This is a genomic window from Hyphomonas sp., assembly GCF_018402285.1.
Classification (GTDB): domain Bacteria; phylum Pseudomonadota; class Alphaproteobacteria; order Caulobacterales; family Hyphomonadaceae; genus Hyphomonas.
The window spans coordinates 232,101-248,568 of sequence record NZ_JAGYJH010000006.1 but is presented as its reverse complement, the minus strand read 5'-3'; the positions used below and the strand labels follow the sequence as shown (position 1 = coordinate 248,568).

Below are 16,468 nucleotides of genomic sequence, written 5' to 3'. Positions count from 1 at the left end.
CCTAGCCTCTTAGCACGCCGCCCGTTCCCTTGGCGACCGAGGCGACAATACGCTCGATCACCTGCTGGATCTGGTCGTCCTTCAGGGCTTCCTTCGGCTGGAGCGTGACTTCGATGGCGACAGACTTGCTGCCATCGGCAACGCCGGGGCCCTGGTACACATCGAACACGTCGATCGCCGCGATCAGCTGCTTTTCAGCAGACTGGGCGTGACGGACGATCTCGCCGGCAGCAACGCCCGCATCGACGACGAAAGCGAGGTCGCGGCGGATGGGGGTGAGTTCTGCGCGTTCCAGGACCGGCTTGGTCTTGGTCGCCTTGACCTTCATAACCGGCAAGGCGTTGAGGTTCAGCTCGAATGCATAGACCGGGCCTTCGATATCCAGCGCTTTGAGCACGCCGGGATGCAGCGCGCCGAAATTGGCGACGGTCATCTTCGGGCCGAGCTTGAGGCTGGCGGCCTGGCCAGGGTGCCATTGGGGCTGGGTTGGCGGGCCAACCTGGAAGCGGTCACCAGGCTGGCCGAGCGCGGAGAGCAGCGCAAAGAGGTCTGCCTTTGCCGCATACGCGTCATAAGGCGCGGCGAGGCCCTGCCAGTGGCGCTCGGCCGCTGGCAGCACGAGACCGGCAATCACCGTACGCTGATCTTTCGGGCCATCGCCGAGATAGACCGGACCCGCTTCGAACAGGCGCACCGTGCGCTCGCCGCGATTGCGGGCGCGCTGGGCGGCCTGGGCAAGATTCCCCAGCGCCGAGGGCCGCATGTAGTTGAGTTCGCTGGCGACAGGATTGGCCACGCAGAGCGCTTCTTCGGTCTTGCCAAAGAGGGCGGCGTGCTCCTTCGCCATGAAGCTCCAGGTGACCGCCTCAAGGAAACCGCGCGCGGCCATCACACGGCGCGAGATCGCGACGCGCGCCTGGCGCGGGGTGGTGATCACCCGGCGCCCGCCTTCGGGCAGCGGCAGGGATGTCGTCGGTAGCTGGTCAAAGCCGATCAGTCGCGCAACCTCCTCAACGATGTCCGCAGACTGTTCCATGTCGAACCGGTGCGACGGCGGAAGAAGATACCAGGCGTCGCCGGCGTCTTCGATATCGAATTCGAGATCCTTGAGGATGCGCTTCATTTCCGCCGTCTTGACGACGAGGCCGGTAAGGCGCTCGACATCTTTCGGATAGAAAGTGACCTTCTGCGTCCGGACCGGAATGGAGCCGGCAATCTTCGCCTTGGAAACCTGGCCGCCGCCATATTCCAGGATCAGCGCAATCGCGAGATTGAGGCCGTCGAGACAGCTTTGCGGATCAACGCCGCGCTCGAAGCGGTAGCGGGCGTCCGAATGGATGCCGGTGGCGCGGCCTGTGCGCGCGGTCCGCAGCGGATCAAACCAGGCTGCTTCAATGAACACGTCGGTCGTCTCGGCGGACACTGCCGTCGAGACGCCGCCCATCACACCGCCCAGGCCGATGGCGCCGGAATTATCAGCGATGACGCACATGTCTTCCGTGACCGGATAGGTCTTGCCATCCAGCGCTTCGAGCTTTTCGCCTTTCCTGCCGAGGCGGGCGACGACAGCGCCGGAGAGCTTTGCCGCGTCATAGACATGCAGCGGGCGGGCCCGGTCGAGCGAGATATAATTCGTCACGTCAACCAGCAGCGATTTGGGCTGCAGACCAGCCGCCTTGAGGCGCGCCTGCATCCAGTCCGGAGACGGACCATTGGTCACGCCGCGAATGAGCGCGCCGGCAAACATCGGGCAGGCCTCTGGCGCTTCGAGCTTGATCTCGACCGGGCAGTCATAGCTGCCGCTGATCTTCTTGGGGTCGTTGCGCAGAAACCGCCCTGCCCCGGCCGCCGCCAGATCCCGCGCAATGCCCTGCACGCCGAGCCAGTCGGGGCGGTTGGGGGTGACTTCAAAATCGATGACCGGATCGGTCTGGCTGAGGGCTTCGGCGGCCGGCGTGCCGACTTTGAGGCTGTCGTCCAGATCAAGGATGCCGTCATGGTCCTCGCCCACCTCAAGCTCACGCGAGGAACACATCATGCCATGGCTCTCGATGCCGCGAATGGCGCGGGGCTTCTTGTCCAGCGCAAAGTCGAGGCCTGGAATGAACGTGCCGAGCGGGGCATAGATCGCTGTCATCCCGGCGCGCGCATTGGGGGCGCCGCAGACGATCTGCCTGACCCCGTCGACGGTTTCCACCTTGCAAACGCGCAGCTTGTCAGCATCTGGATGGGGCCTGGCCTCGATCACCTTGCAGACGGTGAAGGGCGCAAGCTTCTCGCGCGGATCAATGACCTCTTCGACCTCAAGGCCGGCCTTGAGCATCAGGTCGAGAATGTCCTGAAGCGACGCCTTGGTGACAAGGTGATCGTTCAGCCAGGAAAGGGAGAATTTCATGTGTCCGCTCCAAGAGCTGTGTATCCTGCCAGATGCGCCTCTGCGCGCTCGGCTTTGACTTCGTCTTCTGCCTGTTTGGCAAACCCTTCATCGAGAAGAGCGACAAGGCGAAATGTTTCGAAGATGACTTGCATATCCGGGGCGTAGGTTCCCTCGCGCTGGAAGTAGGCCTCATGGGCATCCCGCCAGTAAGCGTAGCTGAGGTCGCCTTCGCCCTCCTGCGCGGCCTGAGCCGGCGTCACTTGTTCAAAAGGCAGCACATCCAGGGAAAGCGTTTCGATGATGGCGACAGGGTAGCCTTCACCGCTGAGCACAATCTGCTGCTCGCCGAGAGCTGCCTCGAATCCATTTGCCACGGCCGAACAGGTGGCCGTCTTGACCCCGGCCACAACAAGGGCGGCCAGACGATCGGCCAGTTCGGGACTGTCACCGAAGCGAAACTGCTTCAGATCTGCCCGGTCCGGAGAGAGGATCACGACAACCCTCCGCTGACGGACGGCGTAAGCCAGGGCGAGAAGCCGTAATGGCGAGACCATTTCGGATCGGCTTCGAAATAGGGCCGCAGGTCCGGCATGCCGTATTTCAGCATGGCGAGCCGGTCCACCCCCATGCCGAAAGCGAAGCCCTGATGGATAGCCGGGTCGATGCCGCAATTTCGCAGCACATTGGGATGGACCATGCCGCAGCCGAGGATTTCCATCCAGCGATCGCCCGCGCCAATCTCGATGGCGTCGCCCTTGCGGGAGTATTTCACGTCCATCTCGGCCGAAGGCTCCGTAAACGGAAAGAAGTGGGGCCGGAAGCGGGATTCCACATTATCCACTTCAAAGAAGGCCTTCACGAAATCGATGAGACAGCCTTTGAGGTGACCCATATGGATACCCTTCTCGATGACGAGCCCTTCGACCTGATGGAACATCGGCGTGTGGGTTGCGTCCCAGTCATTGCGATAGACGCGGCCGGGCACGAGAATGCGGATCGGCGGCTTTTCTTCCATCATCGTGCGCACCTGCACGGGGCTGGTATGGGTGCGGAGCACCTTGGGGGTGTCGCCTTCGAGCGCCTTCATGAAGAAGGTGTCGTGCGTTTCCCGGGCCGGGTGGCCGATGGGGAAGTTCAGCGCCGTGAAATTGTGCCAGTCGTCTTCTATGTCGGGGCCTTCGGCCACGGTAAAACCCATGTCGCCGAAGATGGCGGCGATTTCCTCGAACACCTGCATGACCGGGTGGAGCGCGCCCTCGCTGGGGCCGGGAGCCGGGGAGAGGGTGAGGTCCACCCGCTCGGTCACCAGGCGCGCTTCCAGCGCGGCGCTCTCGAGCGCTTCCTTGCGCACGCGGATAGCGCCATCGACGCGGTCCTTCAGGGCGTTGAGCAGAGGCCCCTGCGCCTTGCGCTCTTCCGGGCTCATCTTGCCCAGCGCGCCCATCAGGGCGGAGACCCGCCCCTTCTTGCCAAGCTCGGCCACGCGCACGGCGTCTAGCGCAGCAAGATCGGCAGCAGCGGCCACAGCGGCCAGCGCTTCCTGTTCGATCGCGGTTATGTCGGACACTTGGAATTTCCCTTTCAGGTCGGACCGTCGCGGCTTTCTAGTCGCTCAGGCAAGGGCGAGGCAATCAGCAAAACGCCCGCGGGCAGGAACCCACGGGCGTCTCAGGAAACGAGGCGAGGCCGGGGCGCCGTATCAGGCGCGCGCAGCCTTCTTGCGAGCAAGGCGTGCGCGCTTGGTGTTGCCAAAAATCTTGATCTTCGCGCGTTTCGCGAGGTTACCGGTCCATTTTGCGTTACGGCGCTTTACGCGGGGCTTTTTGCCGGCATCAAGAACGGCGCTGGGTGATTTAGACATCTGAGGTCTCTCCGGTTCGGATTAAGCGAGCGCTGCTTTGGCCTGGGCAACGAGGGCACCAAAGGCTTCCGGCTCGCGCACGGCGAGATCGGCCATCACTTTGCGGTCAACTTCGATGCCGGCTTTGGTCAGGCCGTTGATGAAGGTCGAATAGTTCAGGTTCTCGTCATGGATGCGGACAGCCGCGTTGATGCGCTGGATCCAGAGCGAGCGGAACGAGCGCTTCTTAACCTTGCGGCCAACATACGCATACTCGCCGGCTTTCCAGACAGCAGCAGCGGCGTTGGAGAAAGTATTCTTGCGGCGGCCACGGAAGCCCTTGGCCTGCTTGATGATTTTCTTGTGGCGGGCGTGGGCGGGTACTTTGGCGCGGGAACGGGGCATGGTGGCCTCCTGTCAGAAAGTGTTCAAAATCAACGGGTTATATGGGATATGCCCAGCCTCAGAGGCCGTAGGGCAAGTACTTTTTCACGCGGGCTTCATCTGCCTTGGCGCCGACGGACGTGCCGCGGTTCTGGCGGATGTATTTCGCGTTATGGCTCATCAGGCGGTGACGCTTGCCAGCGACGCCGTGCTTGAGCTTGCCCGTTGCTGTGATTTTGAAGCGCTTTGCAGCGGCCTTCTTGGTCTTCATCTTCGGCATCTTTGTCTCCTTGATCTGTAGAGCTCACACCAGATCTGGCGGCCCAGGACATACGGACAGGGGGCAATGCCGTCGCCCCAAAGTCCGGAAGTGGCGGCTTATGGCGGAGGCGGAGCAAGGAATCAAGGGGGCGTGTGAAGGCGCCCCATCATTTCAGCGCTCCAGGCTCTCCCGGTCCATCTTCAGGGTGACCACAACACCTTCTGCGGCCCAGTCGAAGCTGAGTGTGCCGCCCAGCTGCATCGACATGGCCCGGTTTATGAGCTTGCTGCCAAAGCCGCCCTGCCCTGTCGGCGTTTCAACCGGCGGGCCGCCCCTCTCGGTCCACACGACGACGACTTCCCCTTCATGGCTGGTTGAAGACACGTCCAGCGTGCCGGTCTCGCAGGAAAGCGCGCCGTATTTGAGCGAATTGGTCGCCAGTTCGTGGATAACCAGCGAAAGCGTAGTCGCGGACGCGGCGCCCACCCCCATGCGCGGAACGGAAACCCGGATACGCCCGCTGAACGCACCAAGATCATCGTAAGGCGCAAGCAAAACGGACAGGAGGTCGCCGAGCAGCGCATCGGTCTTGGCGTGACCGGGAAGCGGGCGGACCAGATCATGCGCGCGCCCCAGCGCCGTGAGGCGGTTGGTAAGCTGCTTTGCCATGTCTTCGGTGGAAGACGCTGACCGGGACGTGATCGATGTCAGGCCCGAGGCAATGGCCAGAAGGTTCTTCACCCGGTGGCTCATCTCTCCGGCGAGGAGTTCATTGCTTTCCTCGGCCTGCTTGCGGCCGGTGACGTTCAGAAAGATACCGAACATCGTGCGGTCGACCATGCCGTCATCTTCGCCCTGCCCGCGCGCGGAAATCCATCGGACTTCATCCCCGACAAGAATACGGAAATCGATCTCGTATTGCCCGATTGCTGCGCGGCTGGCGGCAAACGCGGCCCCTACCCGGTCGCGATCAGCGGGATGGATATGGGCGGAGAGATCTTCGAAGGTTACCTGCTTATCGCGCAGCACACCCCACATGTCGCAGCCGCACTCATCAAGAATGAGTTCATCCGTATCGACGTTCCAGGCCCAGAGTGCGACCCCGGCGCCTTCAATGGCAAATCGCAGACGTTTTTCGTTCCAGACCGACTGATCTGACTGGCCAGGCTTCATAGATGAGCCTCCTCCGGCAGACCTTTGCATGGTTTGGCTCGTCGAGTCAGCTTTGAATCCATACGGAAGATCCTGGGCAAAGACCGCCTCCCACAGCCAAAAAAGCAAAAAGCCCCCGCCAGGCGGGGGCTTTTCAAACAGCACGAAGGGCTCGGCGCTAGCGCGGCGCCAGCACCATAGTCATCTGCTTGCCTTCGAGCTTGGGCTCGAGTTCGACCTTGGCGATCTCCTCGAAATCCTTCTTCATCTTCTCGAGCAGTTCCATGCCGAGATGCTGGTGGGCCATCTCGCGGCCGCGGAAGCGCAGGGTGATCTTCACCTTGTCGCCTTCTTCGAAGAAGCGGTGGATGGCGCGGGCCTTTACATCATAATCATGCGTGTCGATGTTCGGGCGGACCTTGATCTCTTTCAGTTCGGAAGACCTCTGCTTCTTCCGGGCTGCGGCTTTCTTCTTGCGCTCTTCAAAGCGCAGCTTGCCGTAATCGAGGATTTTCACGACCGGAATTTCCTGGCCGGCGGAGACCTCGACGAGGTCCATCGCCGCTTCCCGGGCCGCGTCAAGCGCAGCGGCCAGCGGCATCACGCCCTGTTTCTCGCCATTCTCGTCAATCAGCAGCACCTTTGCGGCGCGGATTTCTTCGTTGATGCGGGGGCCAGCCTGTTTCTTGGGCGGCGCATCGGCTTCAGGTCTGCGAGCTATGGGAGATCTCCTATGGTTGCTCAGAAAGTTGCCGGAATATGCCTGTGTTCGGGGCAATCTTCAAGGCGCGAGGCTTTGGCAGCCGCCGCCAGGCAATGCAACTGCCAATGTTGGGCCCCTTCATTGCTCTTGCGGTCAAGATGGCTTTAATCGCTGGGCAATCGAAACTGCCCCGGGGGCCCTGCCATGAAACTTGACGCAATCCTTGCTGCCGCCTGTCTGATCCTGTCTGGCCCGGCCCTCGCGCAGGCCAAGCCGGAGGCGCCTGTCTCCTTCGCCGGGAAGGTCGAGAGCCTTGAGGCAAAGCCCGGCTTTCTTGAGCTTTATGTGGACGAGGCAGCCGGCAAGGTATTCGCCGCCCTTCCCGCGCCGGACCCGGACGGCGTCTCGGTCCGCTTCATCTACTCCACGGGACTGACCGCCGGGCTTGGCTCCAACCCCATCGGGCTCGACCGGGGCAACGCCTCTTCCGGGGATATTGTCCGCTTCCGCAAGATCGGCGGCAAGGTGGTCGCCGAGACCGAAAACTGGAAATACCGTGCCACATCGGGCCGCAGTGATGAGGAACGCTCCGTACGCCAGAGCTTTGCGAGCTCTTTCCTCTGGTCCACCGGCATCGAAGCGACGAGTACAGACGGCAAGCTGCTGATCGACCTTTCCGGCTTCCTCACGCGCGACGCGGGCGACATCGCCAGCGCGCTGAAACATGGCAAGGATGCCGGCGACTATCGCCTCGCCGCAGACCGTTCGATGCCCGACCCCGCCGGCGTCCTCTCCTTCCCGGACAATGCCGAGATCGACGCGTTCCTGACCTTCGAGACCGCCAAGCCCAACGCGCAGACCTATGCGACGGCCGCCGACGCCCGCGCGATAACCCTGGTGCTCCACCATTCCTTCGTGCGCCTGCCGGATGACGCCTACACGCCGCGCCTGTTTGACCAGCGCACCGCCAGCATCGGCATGGGCTATCACGATTTCTCCGCGCCGCTGGGCGCCCCGCTCGTCTCGCGCTTTTCGCCCCGCATGCGGCTGGAACGGGTGGACCCGGCCGCTGCCTCCGGCCCGGTGAAGGAACCGATCGTCTTCTATGTCGACAATGGCGCACCGGAGGAAATCCGTGACGCGCTGATTGAAGGAGCAGCCTGGTGGGGCGAGGGCTTTGAAGCGGCGGGCTTTGAAGACGCCTACCGGGTGGAGGTCCTGCCCGAGGGCGTCCATCCGCTGGACGTTCGCTACAATGTCATCAACTGGGTGCACCGCCAGACGCGCGGCTGGTCCTATGGTGGCAGCGTGATGGACCCGCGCACGGGGGAGATCCTCAAGGCGAACGTCATCCTCGGATCGCAGCGGGTGCGCCAGGACCGGATGATCTTTGAAGGCCTGGCAGGCGCAGCGAGAACGGGCACCGGGGCGGCGGATGATCCGGTGGAGGTGTCGCTCGCGCGCATCCGCCAGCTCTCGGCGCATGAAGTGGGCCATACCCTTGGTTTTGCGCACAATTTCGCCGCCAGCACGAATGACCGGGCTTCGGTGATGGATTACCCGGCGCCGTATGTGCGGCCTTCGGATGGCGGCGGGCTCGACTTTAGCGATGCTTATGCGTCCGGCCTTGGCGCCTGGGACGTGTTCACGGTGAAATGGCTCTACGGCCAGTTCCCGGAAGGCGGGGATAACCTGCCCGCGCTCAACCGGATGGTGGAGGAGGCCTATGGCGCGGGCCTGCGCTTTGTCTCCGACGACCATGCCCGCAGCAAGGACACAGGCCACCCCTTCGGCGCGGTCTGGGACAATGGCGCAGACCCCATCGCGATGCTGGATGAGGTGATGGAAGTCCGCCGGATTGCGCTGGAGGGTTTTGGCCCCGGAGCGCTCGCTGACGGGCGGGCGATGTCGGAGCTCAACGCTGTCATCGTGCCGATCTATCTTTACCACCGCTATCAGGTGGAGGCCGCAGCCAAGAGCATTGGCGGGCTGGAGTTCCGGTACAGGATAAAGGGACAAGACGAGGCGCCGGCCGTTCCGGTGGCCCCTGCCGAGCAGCGCCGGGCGCTGCAAGCCCTTGTGAAGACACTGAAGCCGGCAGCGCTGGACCTGTCGGACGAGACGCTGAACTACCTGACCCCCGGCGATACCGGCTATGCGGGCGGCGCCAGCATCGAGGAGCTTTTCCCTAACCGGACCGGGCCCGTGTTCGATCTGGCCGCTTCTGCAGAGATTGCTGCAGGTTTGACGCTATCTGCGGTGCTCGATCCGGCCCGCGCCAACCGGCTGATGGCGTATGAACAGCGGGGGCCGGACGCCCTGACGCTGAAGGAAGTGATCGGCGCGCTGGAGGCTTCTGTCTTTGCTGAAGAGAAAAACCCGCGCCTCGCCGCGCTCGGGCAGATCGTGCAGACGCGCTTTGTGGCCGATCTGATCGCGCTGTCGCGCCATGAAAGCGCGTCAACGGGCGTCAAAGCCGTGACAGATGGTTACCTTTCCGGTCTCCAGACGCGCCTTTCCGCGCCAAAAAGAGGACAATTCCGGCCAGATCCGGACACTTCGCGGTCACTTGCGGACATGATCGGCAAGCATCTGGCGGGCGACGACCTGCCCGCCTCGATCCTGCGCCCGGCGCCCCCTGCCCCCGCCGGAGCCCCCATCGGATCGATGACCGGCGCCATGGGCCAGACCGAAGACTGCTGGTTCTGCGACGCGGACTAGGCGGACTTATCCCGTGGATAAGCTGTGTCAGCCCGGCAGGACGCCGAGGGCGCGAACCGATTGCCAGACGTCGTCGACCGAGAGCTCCTTCAGCGTCGGGGCGGAGTTGACGATGACGGTATTGGGGCCGCGGGGAGCCGAATGGTCGGGGTTGCTTTCGGTGAGGGCAAAGAGGGCGATACCGGGTGCGCCGGCGAGCGTTGCCATGTGCATCGGGCCGGTGTCGTTGCCGACAACGAAGAGGGCGGTTTCGGCCAGGGTGACGATCTGGAAAAGGTCGGTGCGGGTAACGAGGCTTTTGACGCGGGGTTCGCGCTTTACCAGTTCCTGGGCAATGTTGCCTTCGGCCTTGCCGCCCAGGACCACCGGCGTGATGCCGGCGTCGGCGATGCGCCGGGCGAGTTCGGCATAGTTCTCGATCGGCCAGCGCTTGGCTTCGCGGTGTTCCGAAGCGCCGGGGATGAGCAGCATGTAGGGTTTCTGGATGCCGAAATAGGCCGGGCTGAGGCGCGGCGGGTCGCCGAGCTTGGGCCGCACCCAGCCAAGATCCGGGACGGGCTTGGTTTTGCCGAGCCAGCGGCCCTGGGGCGCGACCCCGGCAACTTCGAGCTGTTCGGCCAGCCGGTCGATCGAGTGCATGCCGCCGCGGGCGGGGTTATCGTGGTAGAAGGCGGCCTTCTCATGATGGCCTGACCAGAGCGGCGTCTTGCCCCCGCGCGAGAGGACGGAGAAGTAGTTCTTCGTGCGCCCGCTGGTCTGGAAATCATAAATTATATCGAATTTTGCCCTGCGCAGGCGGGAAAGCAGCGCGTTGGTGGCTTTGAGGCCTTCTGGCCGTCCGTCGGTTTCGATCACGTCGAAATACGGGCACGTTCTGGCGAACTCTTCAAAGGGCGGGGTCGTCAGAAGCGTGATCCGGGCCGAGGGGTGGAATTCGCGTACGGCGCGCATGGCCCCGAGCGCCAGGACAAAGTCTCCCAGCGCGCTGAGCTTGATGACCAGCACTTCCTTCGCCCTGACACCGGGATTTACCGGGCTGGCGGCGTCTCCGCGCGCGCTCGACAAGTGATCAATTCCCCTTCTCCAACAGGCGCTTATAGACGGTCAGTGTCGCCGTCTGAAGCCCCCTCTTGGAGAAATGGCGCATGACATGGGCCCGGCCGGCAGAGCCCATGGCCGCGCGCACCGTGGGACCAAGCCCGATCATGGCCCGCAGCGCCCCGGAAAGGGCATTGGCGTCGCCGGGCGCAACCCGCGCGCCGGTCTCGTATTCGATGACGGTTTCGCGCCCGCCGCCATGGTCAGAGACGATCACCGGGCGCTCCATGGCGGCTGCTTCGGCTGCCACCCGGCCAAAGGCCTCCGGGCGGATAGAGGGGGCAAGCACGATGTCGGAGGCGAGATAGGCCGCGGCCATGTCGGAGATGTGAGGGACGATACGGATGGCGTCTTCCAGGTCCATCGCGGTGATCTTGTGCTGGAGCTGGTCGACATAGTGGTCGCGCCCCTGCGGATCACCGGCAAGCACCAGTACCATGCCGGCGCGCTCGTCCGGCGCAAGGGAGGCGAAGGCATCGATGGCGAGGCCCTGCCCTTTCCACTCGGTGAGGCGGCCGGGCAGCAGCAGGGTGAGGCGCGGATCGCTCAGGAGGCTCCAGCTGTCGCGGATGGCATCGACACGGGCCTTGGGAACGGCCTTGGGATCAAACACGGCAAGGTCCACCCCGCGTGGGATGGTGATGATTTTTTCGGCCGGGGTTTCGTGGACCTCGCGGATATGGGCCGCGATCCAGTTGGAATTGGCGATGACGAGGTCGCCCTTTGCCATCACCGAATTATAGGCGCGCTTGAGGCCGGAGGTGCCGGAATAGGCGCCGTGATAGGTTGTAACGAAGGGCACGCCTTCTGCGTTTGCAGCACCATACGCGCTCCAGGCAGGCGCGCGGGAGCGGGCGTGAACGAGATCGACCTTCTCTTCACGGATGATCTTGCGTAGTTTTCCCTCGTTTATCCGGATAGTGAGCGGGTTGCGGCTTTTTGCATCCATACGGAAGAGTTCGCCGCCAAGGCGCTCGAACTCCGGCTCCAGCCTTCCACCTCGGCTCGCAAGCAGGGCGCGCCCGCCGGCCTCCACGATGGCCTCGGTGACTTCCAGCACGGTGCGCTCAACCCCGCCCGCCGAAAGCTCGGGCGCGACTTGCAGGATCACCCTGCTTTTCATATCCGGAAGTTCGCCCAAAACGCGGCCCTGACTACTCGCTTGACAGGCGAGAGAGATGACGGAAGGCAACCCTTATGACAACGGAATATTTCACATCACCCGAGGGCCGCCGGCTCGCTTTCCGAAAAATCGAACCGGCAAATGGCGGGCCGACCCTGATCTGGCTGTCCGGCTACAGGTCTGACATGTCTGGCGGCAAGGCGCAGGCGGTCAAATCCTGGGCCGGGAACTCCGGGCTTGGAGCTGTTTTGTTTGACTATTCGGGCCATGGCGAATCAGATGGCCGTTTCGAGGACGGAACAATTTCCGCCTGGCGGGAGGATACGCTGGCGGCAATTGACGCACATTCCGAAGGCCCGCTCATTCTTGTGGGATCAAGCATGGGCGGGTGGATGGCGCTGCTCGCCGCGCTGGCCCGGCCGGAGCGCGTGAAGGGCCTCGTGCTGATTGCGCCGGCGCCGGACTTCACCGAGAAGTTGATGTGGGCTGGCCTTACCAAGGCACAGCAGGAAGAGATCATGTCGCAGGGCGTCACGATGCGCCCGTCAGACTATGGCACGCCGGATCCGATTACCAGGGCGCTGATCGTGGATGGCCGGAGCTGGCAGATCCTCGACGCGCCGATCACGTTTGATGGCCCGGTCCGCATCCTTCAGGGGATGCAGGACCCGGATGTGCCCTGGCCACATGCTCTGGAGATCAATGAGCGGCTGACCTCTCCCGATGTCGTCCTTACCCTGATCAAGGACGGCGATCACCGTCTTTCGCGCGATCAGGATGTGGCGCGTCTGCTGGCGGCGTGCGGGGATGTTGCCGCATTGGTTGCGGCGGGCGTTTGACGCGCCGCCTCGTCCCTTTCAGCTGACGTCGATTACCGGGTTCAGCATTTCGGTCGGAAGTGTCATGCGAATGAAAGCGCCGGTCTCCGGATATTCTATATCCGTGTGTCCGCCGGCGCTGGCGATGACGCGGGTCACCAGTGTCGAGCCAAATCCGCGGGAGGTGGCGGGGGATGGCTTCGGCGCCGGGGCTCCGGTTTCCTGCCAGTCGATAACAAGAACTTCGCCGCCACTCTCCGGCTCCTTGCCCTTCGGCCAGCTGAGGGAAACCCTTCCAGCCGGGACGCTCAGCGCTCCGTACTTGGCAGCGTCCGTCCCGAGCTCGTGCAGGATGAGCCCGATGACGACCAGGGTTAGAGAGCGGCAGGGTCAGAGAGCGGCAGGGTCAATCCCGCAGCAGCTCGTTGACAGCGGTTTTCGAGCGGGTCTGCGCGTCCACCGTCTTCACGATCACAGCGCAGGCGAGCGAGGGGCCGCCTTTGGGATCGGGCAACGTGCCGGGCACGACGACGGAGAATGGCGGGACCTTGCCATAGATGATCTCGCCGGTGCTGCGATGGACGATCTTGGTCGACTGGGTGATGAACACGCCCATAGCGAGGACCGAGCCTTCGCCGACAACAACGCCTTCGACGACTTCAGAGCGCGCGCCGATGAAGCAGTTGTCCTCGATGATGGTGGGGTTGGCCTGGAGGGGCTCAAGCACGCCGCCAATGCCGGTGCCGGCAGAAATGTGGCAGTTGGCGCCAACCTGGGCGCAGGAGCCGACCGAAGCCCAGGTATCGATCATCGTGCCTTCGCCGACATAGGCGCCGATGTTCACATAGGACGGCATCAGCACGGCGTTTTTCGCCACATAGGCGCCCCGGCGCACGGCAGAGGGCGGCACGGCGCGGAAGCCGGCTTCCTGGAATTCCTTTGCGCCCCAGCCTTCAAACTTGGAGGGCACCTTGTCCCACCACGTCCCGCCGCCGGGCACGCCATTGATGACGCCGTTGGCGTTGAGGCGGAAGGACAGCAGCACGGCCTTCTTCAACCATTGATGCACGGTCCAGCTGCCGTCTGCCTCTTTGGTGGCGACGCGGGCTTCGCCGCTGTCGAGCAGGCTGATGGCGGCATCGACCGCGTCGCGCACTTCGCCAGTGGTCGAGGTGGAAAGGAGGTCACGGCCCTCCCAGGCAGCATCGATTACACGGGCAAGGGCATCGGTCATGGCATCTCTCTTCAGCTTATTTCTTCACGGGCAGGCTCGATACCGCCGTGTTCAGGAAACCGGCGAGGTCGCCGGTGACATAATCGATGTGCCCTGAGCCGTCATCCCCGAAAGCGTCCCCTGCCCCGGCAGGACGGGCTTCGATGGGTTCGTGGCTCCAGTCTTTCTCCGAGTGGACAAGCACTGTGGTGAAGCCGAGGGACTTAGCGGGCTTCAGGTTGCGGGCAAGATCCTCGAAAAAGATCGCGCCCTCCGGTTTGACCCGGTGGAGCTGGCAGAAGGCCTGGTAGGCATCAAGATGGGGCTTGGGCCGGAAGGCGGCCTCTACGATGCCGAAACTGTCATGGAAGAGGTGGGCGAGGCCCATCTTTTCGGTTACCCGCTCGGCATGGCGACGTGAGCCATTGGTATAGATGAATTTGCGGCCCGGCAGCGATGCAATGGCGGTTCGCAGGTCCGGCAGGTCGGGCAGCGGAGAAAGGTCGATCTCGTGGACATAGTGGAGGAACTCTGCCGGATCGAGCTTGTGGACCTGCATCAGGCCTGAGAGCGTGGTGCCGTACTTTGCGTAATAGGATTTCTGCAGCACGCGGGCATCGGTCCGCTCCATCTGCAGGAAACGGGAAACAAAGTCGGTCATCCGCGTGTCGATCTCGGCGAACAGATCGCATTCAGCGGGGTAAAGAGTGTTGTCGAGATCAAACACCCAGTCTTCGACATGGCCGAAGCCCTCGCCCTTGCCCCCGTCCGGCCGCTTCATTGGCCTGCCGTTTCAGTGAAGTCGCGCGCGAAGAATTCATAGACGAGCTTGCGCTCTACCGGGGCGGGCGTGCGCGTGAAGAGCGCGGTGCGGTAAGCGGCGTCCTCGCAATCCTCGCGGCCGGTGATGGCGAACTTTGCGCGACCGACGCAGAAAGCTTCGTTGGCGTTGGCCAGCGTACGAAGCTGGGCGCCGTCTTCCATCTCGGCATAGACGAAGTGTTCGGACCCGCGCAGCGGGCGGTCGATGACCCGGGCGCAGCCGCCTGCCTCGATCCGCCACCAGCCGCGGCTTTCCCAGCCTTCGGGGCTGCGCCGGGCAATCGAACTCCAGATGCGGTTCTTGGTACGGTTGCACAGCGTGAAGCCGACATTGCGGCCGCGCTCTTCGGCGGCCTGTTCTAGATAGTCGATCAGATCGGCGTCAGAGAGGTTTGCCGGCAGGCCGCGCAGCTTGAGAAAGTCGGCAATCGCCGCGCGGGTGCGCTGGCCGATAAAGCCATCGATGTTGCCGGAAATGACGCCGGCTTCGTCCAGCAGGCGCTGCAGGCCGGCATTGCGGGCGGAGTCTTCTGTATAATTCTCGACCTCGGTGAAGAGGTTGGTCCAGCTGCCATCCTTGGAGATGTCCACCGGGCGGAAGCCCTGGGCCTCCAGGCCCATGGCAGCGCAGTCTGGCGGGCTTTCCAGCGAAAAACCGCCGGTGGGATCAACGCAGAGTTCCTGGCGTCCACCCCATTCGCGCCCGCCGCCGAGATGGGCGGTGGAGGTGCGGCCGTAGAGGTAATGCACGCCGGCTTTCAGCGGACCCGGCAGGGCGATACGGCAGGCACCAGGGTGGAGCTTGGTCCAGCCCTCAACCGTGATGCCGGTGCCCTCCTGATGGCCGACGGCGGCCTCTATCACGAAGCTCGTGCGATTGCACAGCTTCCAGCCTTCGCCACCTTCCTGCGCCTCGGCAGGCAGAAGCAGGGCCACCACCGAAGCGATGACCAGCGCGACAATCCTAAGAAACCAGCGTTCCAGCGCCATGTTCGGTGAACAGCTCCATGAGCAGGGCATGCGGCGCACGCCCATCCAGAATAACCGCCGCCCCAACACCATGATTTACAGATTGTGCCGCCGTTTCAAGCTTTGGTATCATACCCCCGACAGCTGTGCCGTCCTTGATCAGCAGTTCGACCTGCGCAGCGGGGATCTCGCGGATGAGGTGCTTCTGCTTGTCGAGGACACCGGCGACGTCCGTCATAAGGATCAGGCGGCTGGCTTTCAGCGCCGAGGCGAGCGCGCCGGCGGCCGTATCAGCGTTGACATTGTAGCGGGCACCATCGGCGCCGACACCCACCGGCGCAACCACCGGGATAAGCGCGGCATCGGCCTGCAAGAGGGCGTTGAGGACACTGGTATCGACCGCGCTCGGTTCGCCGACAAAGCCGAGATCGACGATCTGCTCGATATGGCTGTCGGGATCGCGCGTGGTGCGCGTTGCCTTCTCTGCCCGCAGAAGATTGCCGTCGGCACCCGAGAGGCCAACCGCCTTGCCGCCGGCCTGATTGATGGCGCGGACGATGGATTTGTTTATCGGGCCGGAGAGGACCATTTCGACGACTTCCATCGTCGCCTCATCGGTCACGCGCAGGCCGTCCTTGAATTCGGAAACGATGCCAAGCTTGTCCAGCAGCTTGCCGATCTGAGGGCCGCCGCCATGCACGATCACGGGGTTTACCCCCAGCGCCTTCAGCAGCACCACATCGCGCGCGAAGGAGAGGGCAAGGGTGGCGTCGCCCATGGCATGGCCGCCGTATTTCACAACGATGGTCTGGCCGGCATAGCGCTGGATATAGGGCAGAGCCTCGGAGAGGGTGCGGGCGGTGAACTGGGCGTCGGATTGGGTCGTCATGGGACGCCCCTTATCGCGGTTTTCGGCAAGGTGAAACGGCTTTGTCGCTAAAGATGGCGCTCGCATGCACAGGCGCCAGGCGAGGCCCAGCCCGAGT

Annotated in this window: 16 protein-coding genes; 2 read left to right on the top strand and 14 right to left on the bottom strand. The window is 63.4% G+C overall.

Annotation, left to right across the window (positions count from 1 at the left end; translation table 11 throughout):
• Position 1: 1 nt before the first annotated feature.
• From pheT to infC, 8 genes are all read right to left on the bottom strand, one after another.
• A complete protein-coding gene (pheT, locus tag KG722_RS12990; RefSeq protein WP_213272238.1) occupies positions 2-2,395 on the bottom strand; it encodes a phenylalanine--tRNA ligase subunit beta in 2,394 nt (797 codons plus the stop codon).
• Positions 2,392-2,871, bottom strand: coding sequence for an ASCH domain-containing protein (locus KG722_RS12985; protein WP_213272236.1), 480 nt, complete (start codon positions 2,869-2,871; stop codon positions 2,392-2,394). Before KG722_RS12985 ends, pheT begins: the two co-directional genes overlap by 4 nt.
• Positions 2,868-3,944 carry a phenylalanine--tRNA ligase subunit alpha gene (pheS, locus tag KG722_RS12980; RefSeq protein WP_213272234.1) on the bottom strand — a complete coding sequence of 359 codons (1,077 nt, stop codon included), beginning with the start codon at positions 3,942-3,944 and terminating at the stop codon, positions 2,868-2,870. Before pheS ends, KG722_RS12985 begins: the two co-directional genes overlap by 4 nt.
• Before the next feature lie 132 nt (positions 3,945-4,076).
• The gene (locus KG722_RS12975) at positions 4,077-4,238 is read right to left on the bottom strand and encodes a hypothetical protein (RefSeq protein ID WP_213272232.1); all 162 of its coding nucleotides are present in this window, start codon (positions 4,236-4,238) and stop codon (positions 4,077-4,079) included.
• Between the two features lie 21 nt (positions 4,239-4,259).
• Entirely contained in the window at positions 4,260-4,622 is a 363-nt protein-coding gene (gene rplT / locus KG722_RS12970) for a 50S ribosomal protein L20 (protein WP_011645461.1), read from the bottom strand.
• A 58-nt stretch (positions 4,623-4,680) separates the two neighbouring features.
• Positions 4,681-4,881: a 50S ribosomal protein L35 gene (rpmI, locus tag KG722_RS12965; protein ID WP_011645460.1), complete on the bottom strand. Its 201-nt coding sequence runs from the start codon at positions 4,879-4,881 to the stop codon at positions 4,681-4,683.
• Between the two features lie 153 nt (positions 4,882-5,034).
• Positions 5,035-6,036, bottom strand: a complete 1,002-nt coding sequence (locus KG722_RS12960; protein ID WP_213272230.1) for an HWE histidine kinase domain-containing protein — start codon at positions 6,034-6,036, stop codon at positions 5,035-5,037.
• A 157-nt stretch (positions 6,037-6,193) separates the two neighbouring features.
• Complete coding sequence (gene infC / locus KG722_RS12955; RefSeq protein ID WP_213272872.1) at positions 6,194-6,736, bottom strand: translation initiation factor IF-3; 543 nt, start codon at positions 6,734-6,736, stop codon at positions 6,194-6,196.
• 186 nt (positions 6,737-6,922) lie between these two features.
• Here infC and KG722_RS12950 point away from each other — a divergent pair, with 186 nt between their 5' ends.
• The gene (locus KG722_RS12950) at positions 6,923-9,439 is read left to right on the top strand and encodes a zinc-dependent metalloprotease (protein ID WP_213272228.1); all 2,517 of its coding nucleotides are present in this window, start codon (positions 6,923-6,925) and stop codon (positions 9,437-9,439) included.
• A 27-nt stretch (positions 9,440-9,466) separates the two neighbouring features.
• Here KG722_RS12950 and KG722_RS12945 read toward each other — a convergent pair whose 3' ends face one another.
• Together KG722_RS12945 and KG722_RS12940 are read right to left on the bottom strand one after the other, a co-directional pair.
• Complete coding sequence (locus KG722_RS12945) at positions 9,467-10,504, bottom strand: glycosyltransferase family 9 protein (protein WP_213272226.1); 1,038 nt, start codon at positions 10,502-10,504, stop codon at positions 9,467-9,469.
• Between the two features lie 4 nt (positions 10,505-10,508).
• On the bottom strand, positions 10,509-11,648 hold the full coding sequence (locus tag KG722_RS12940; RefSeq protein WP_366910242.1) for a glycosyltransferase family 4 protein: 1,140 nt from the start codon (positions 11,646-11,648) through the stop codon (positions 10,509-10,511).
• An 86-nt stretch (positions 11,649-11,734) separates the two neighbouring features.
• Here KG722_RS12940 and KG722_RS12935 point away from each other — a divergent pair, with 86 nt between their 5' ends.
• The gene (locus KG722_RS12935; protein WP_213272223.1) at positions 11,735-12,499 is read left to right on the top strand and encodes an alpha/beta hydrolase; all 765 of its coding nucleotides are present in this window, start codon (positions 11,735-11,737) and stop codon (positions 12,497-12,499) included.
• Between the two features lie 385 nt (positions 12,500-12,884).
• On the opposite strand, the gene dapD is transcribed toward KG722_RS12935, so the two are convergent.
• From dapD to argB, 4 genes are read right to left on the bottom strand one after another with little or no spacing between them, the layout of a single operon-like run.
• Positions 12,885-13,712 (bottom strand): 2,3,4,5-tetrahydropyridine-2,6-dicarboxylate N-succinyltransferase, encoded by an 828-nt coding sequence (gene dapD / locus KG722_RS12930; protein WP_213272222.1) that lies wholly within the window; start codon positions 13,710-13,712, stop codon positions 12,885-12,887.
• Between the two features lie 16 nt (positions 13,713-13,728).
• Positions 13,729-14,472, bottom strand: a complete 744-nt coding sequence (locus KG722_RS12925) for a pyrimidine 5'-nucleotidase (RefSeq protein ID WP_213272221.1) — start codon at positions 14,470-14,472, stop codon at positions 13,729-13,731.
• Positions 14,469-15,503: a DUF1036 domain-containing protein gene (locus tag KG722_RS12920; protein ID WP_213272220.1), complete on the bottom strand. Its 1,035-nt coding sequence runs from the start codon at positions 15,501-15,503 to the stop codon at positions 14,469-14,471. Before KG722_RS12920 ends, KG722_RS12925 begins: the two co-directional genes overlap by 4 nt.
• Entirely contained in the window at positions 15,478-16,371 is an 894-nt protein-coding gene (gene argB / locus KG722_RS12915) for an acetylglutamate kinase (RefSeq protein WP_213272219.1), read from the bottom strand. The genes KG722_RS12920 and argB overlap by 26 nt, the downstream gene beginning before the upstream one ends.
• Between the last annotated feature and the right edge of the window lie 97 nt (positions 16,372-16,468).

Coding starts and splice junctions, on each gene's coding strand:
- dapD (WP_213272222.1), bottom strand. CDS start 13,712: ATGACCGATGCCCTTGCCCGTGTAATCGATGCTGCCTGGGAGGGCCGT.
- KG722_RS12935 (WP_213272223.1), top strand. CDS start 11,735: ATGACAACGGAATATTTCACATCACCCGAGGGCCGCCGGCTCGCTTTC.
- KG722_RS12950 (WP_213272228.1), top strand. CDS start 6,923: ATGAAACTTGACGCAATCCTTGCTGCCGCCTGTCTGATCCTGTCTGGC.
- KG722_RS12920 (WP_213272220.1), bottom strand. CDS start 15,503: ATGGCGCTGGAACGCTGGTTTCTTAGGATTGTCGCGCTGGTCATCGCT.
- KG722_RS12925 (WP_213272221.1), bottom strand. CDS start 14,472: ATGAAGCGGCCGGACGGGGGCAAGGGCGAGGGCTTCGGCCATGTCGAA.
- pheT (WP_213272238.1), bottom strand. CDS start 2,395: ATGAAATTCTCCCTTTCCTGGCTGAACGATCACCTTGTCACCAAGGCG.
- rplT (WP_011645461.1), bottom strand. CDS start 4,622: ATGCCCCGTTCCCGCGCCAAAGTACCCGCCCACGCCCGCCACAAGAAA.
- rpmI (WP_011645460.1), bottom strand. CDS start 4,881: ATGCCGAAGATGAAGACCAAGAAGGCCGCTGCAAAGCGCTTCAAAATC.
- KG722_RS12975 (WP_213272232.1), bottom strand. CDS start 4,238: ATGTCTAAATCACCCAGCGCCGTTCTTGATGCCGGCAAAAAGCCCCGC.
- KG722_RS12960 (WP_213272230.1), bottom strand. CDS start 6,036: ATGAAGCCTGGCCAGTCAGATCAGTCGGTCTGGAACGAAAAACGTCTG.
- argB (WP_213272219.1), bottom strand. CDS start 16,371: ATGACGACCCAATCCGACGCCCAGTTCACCGCCCGCACCCTCTCCGAG.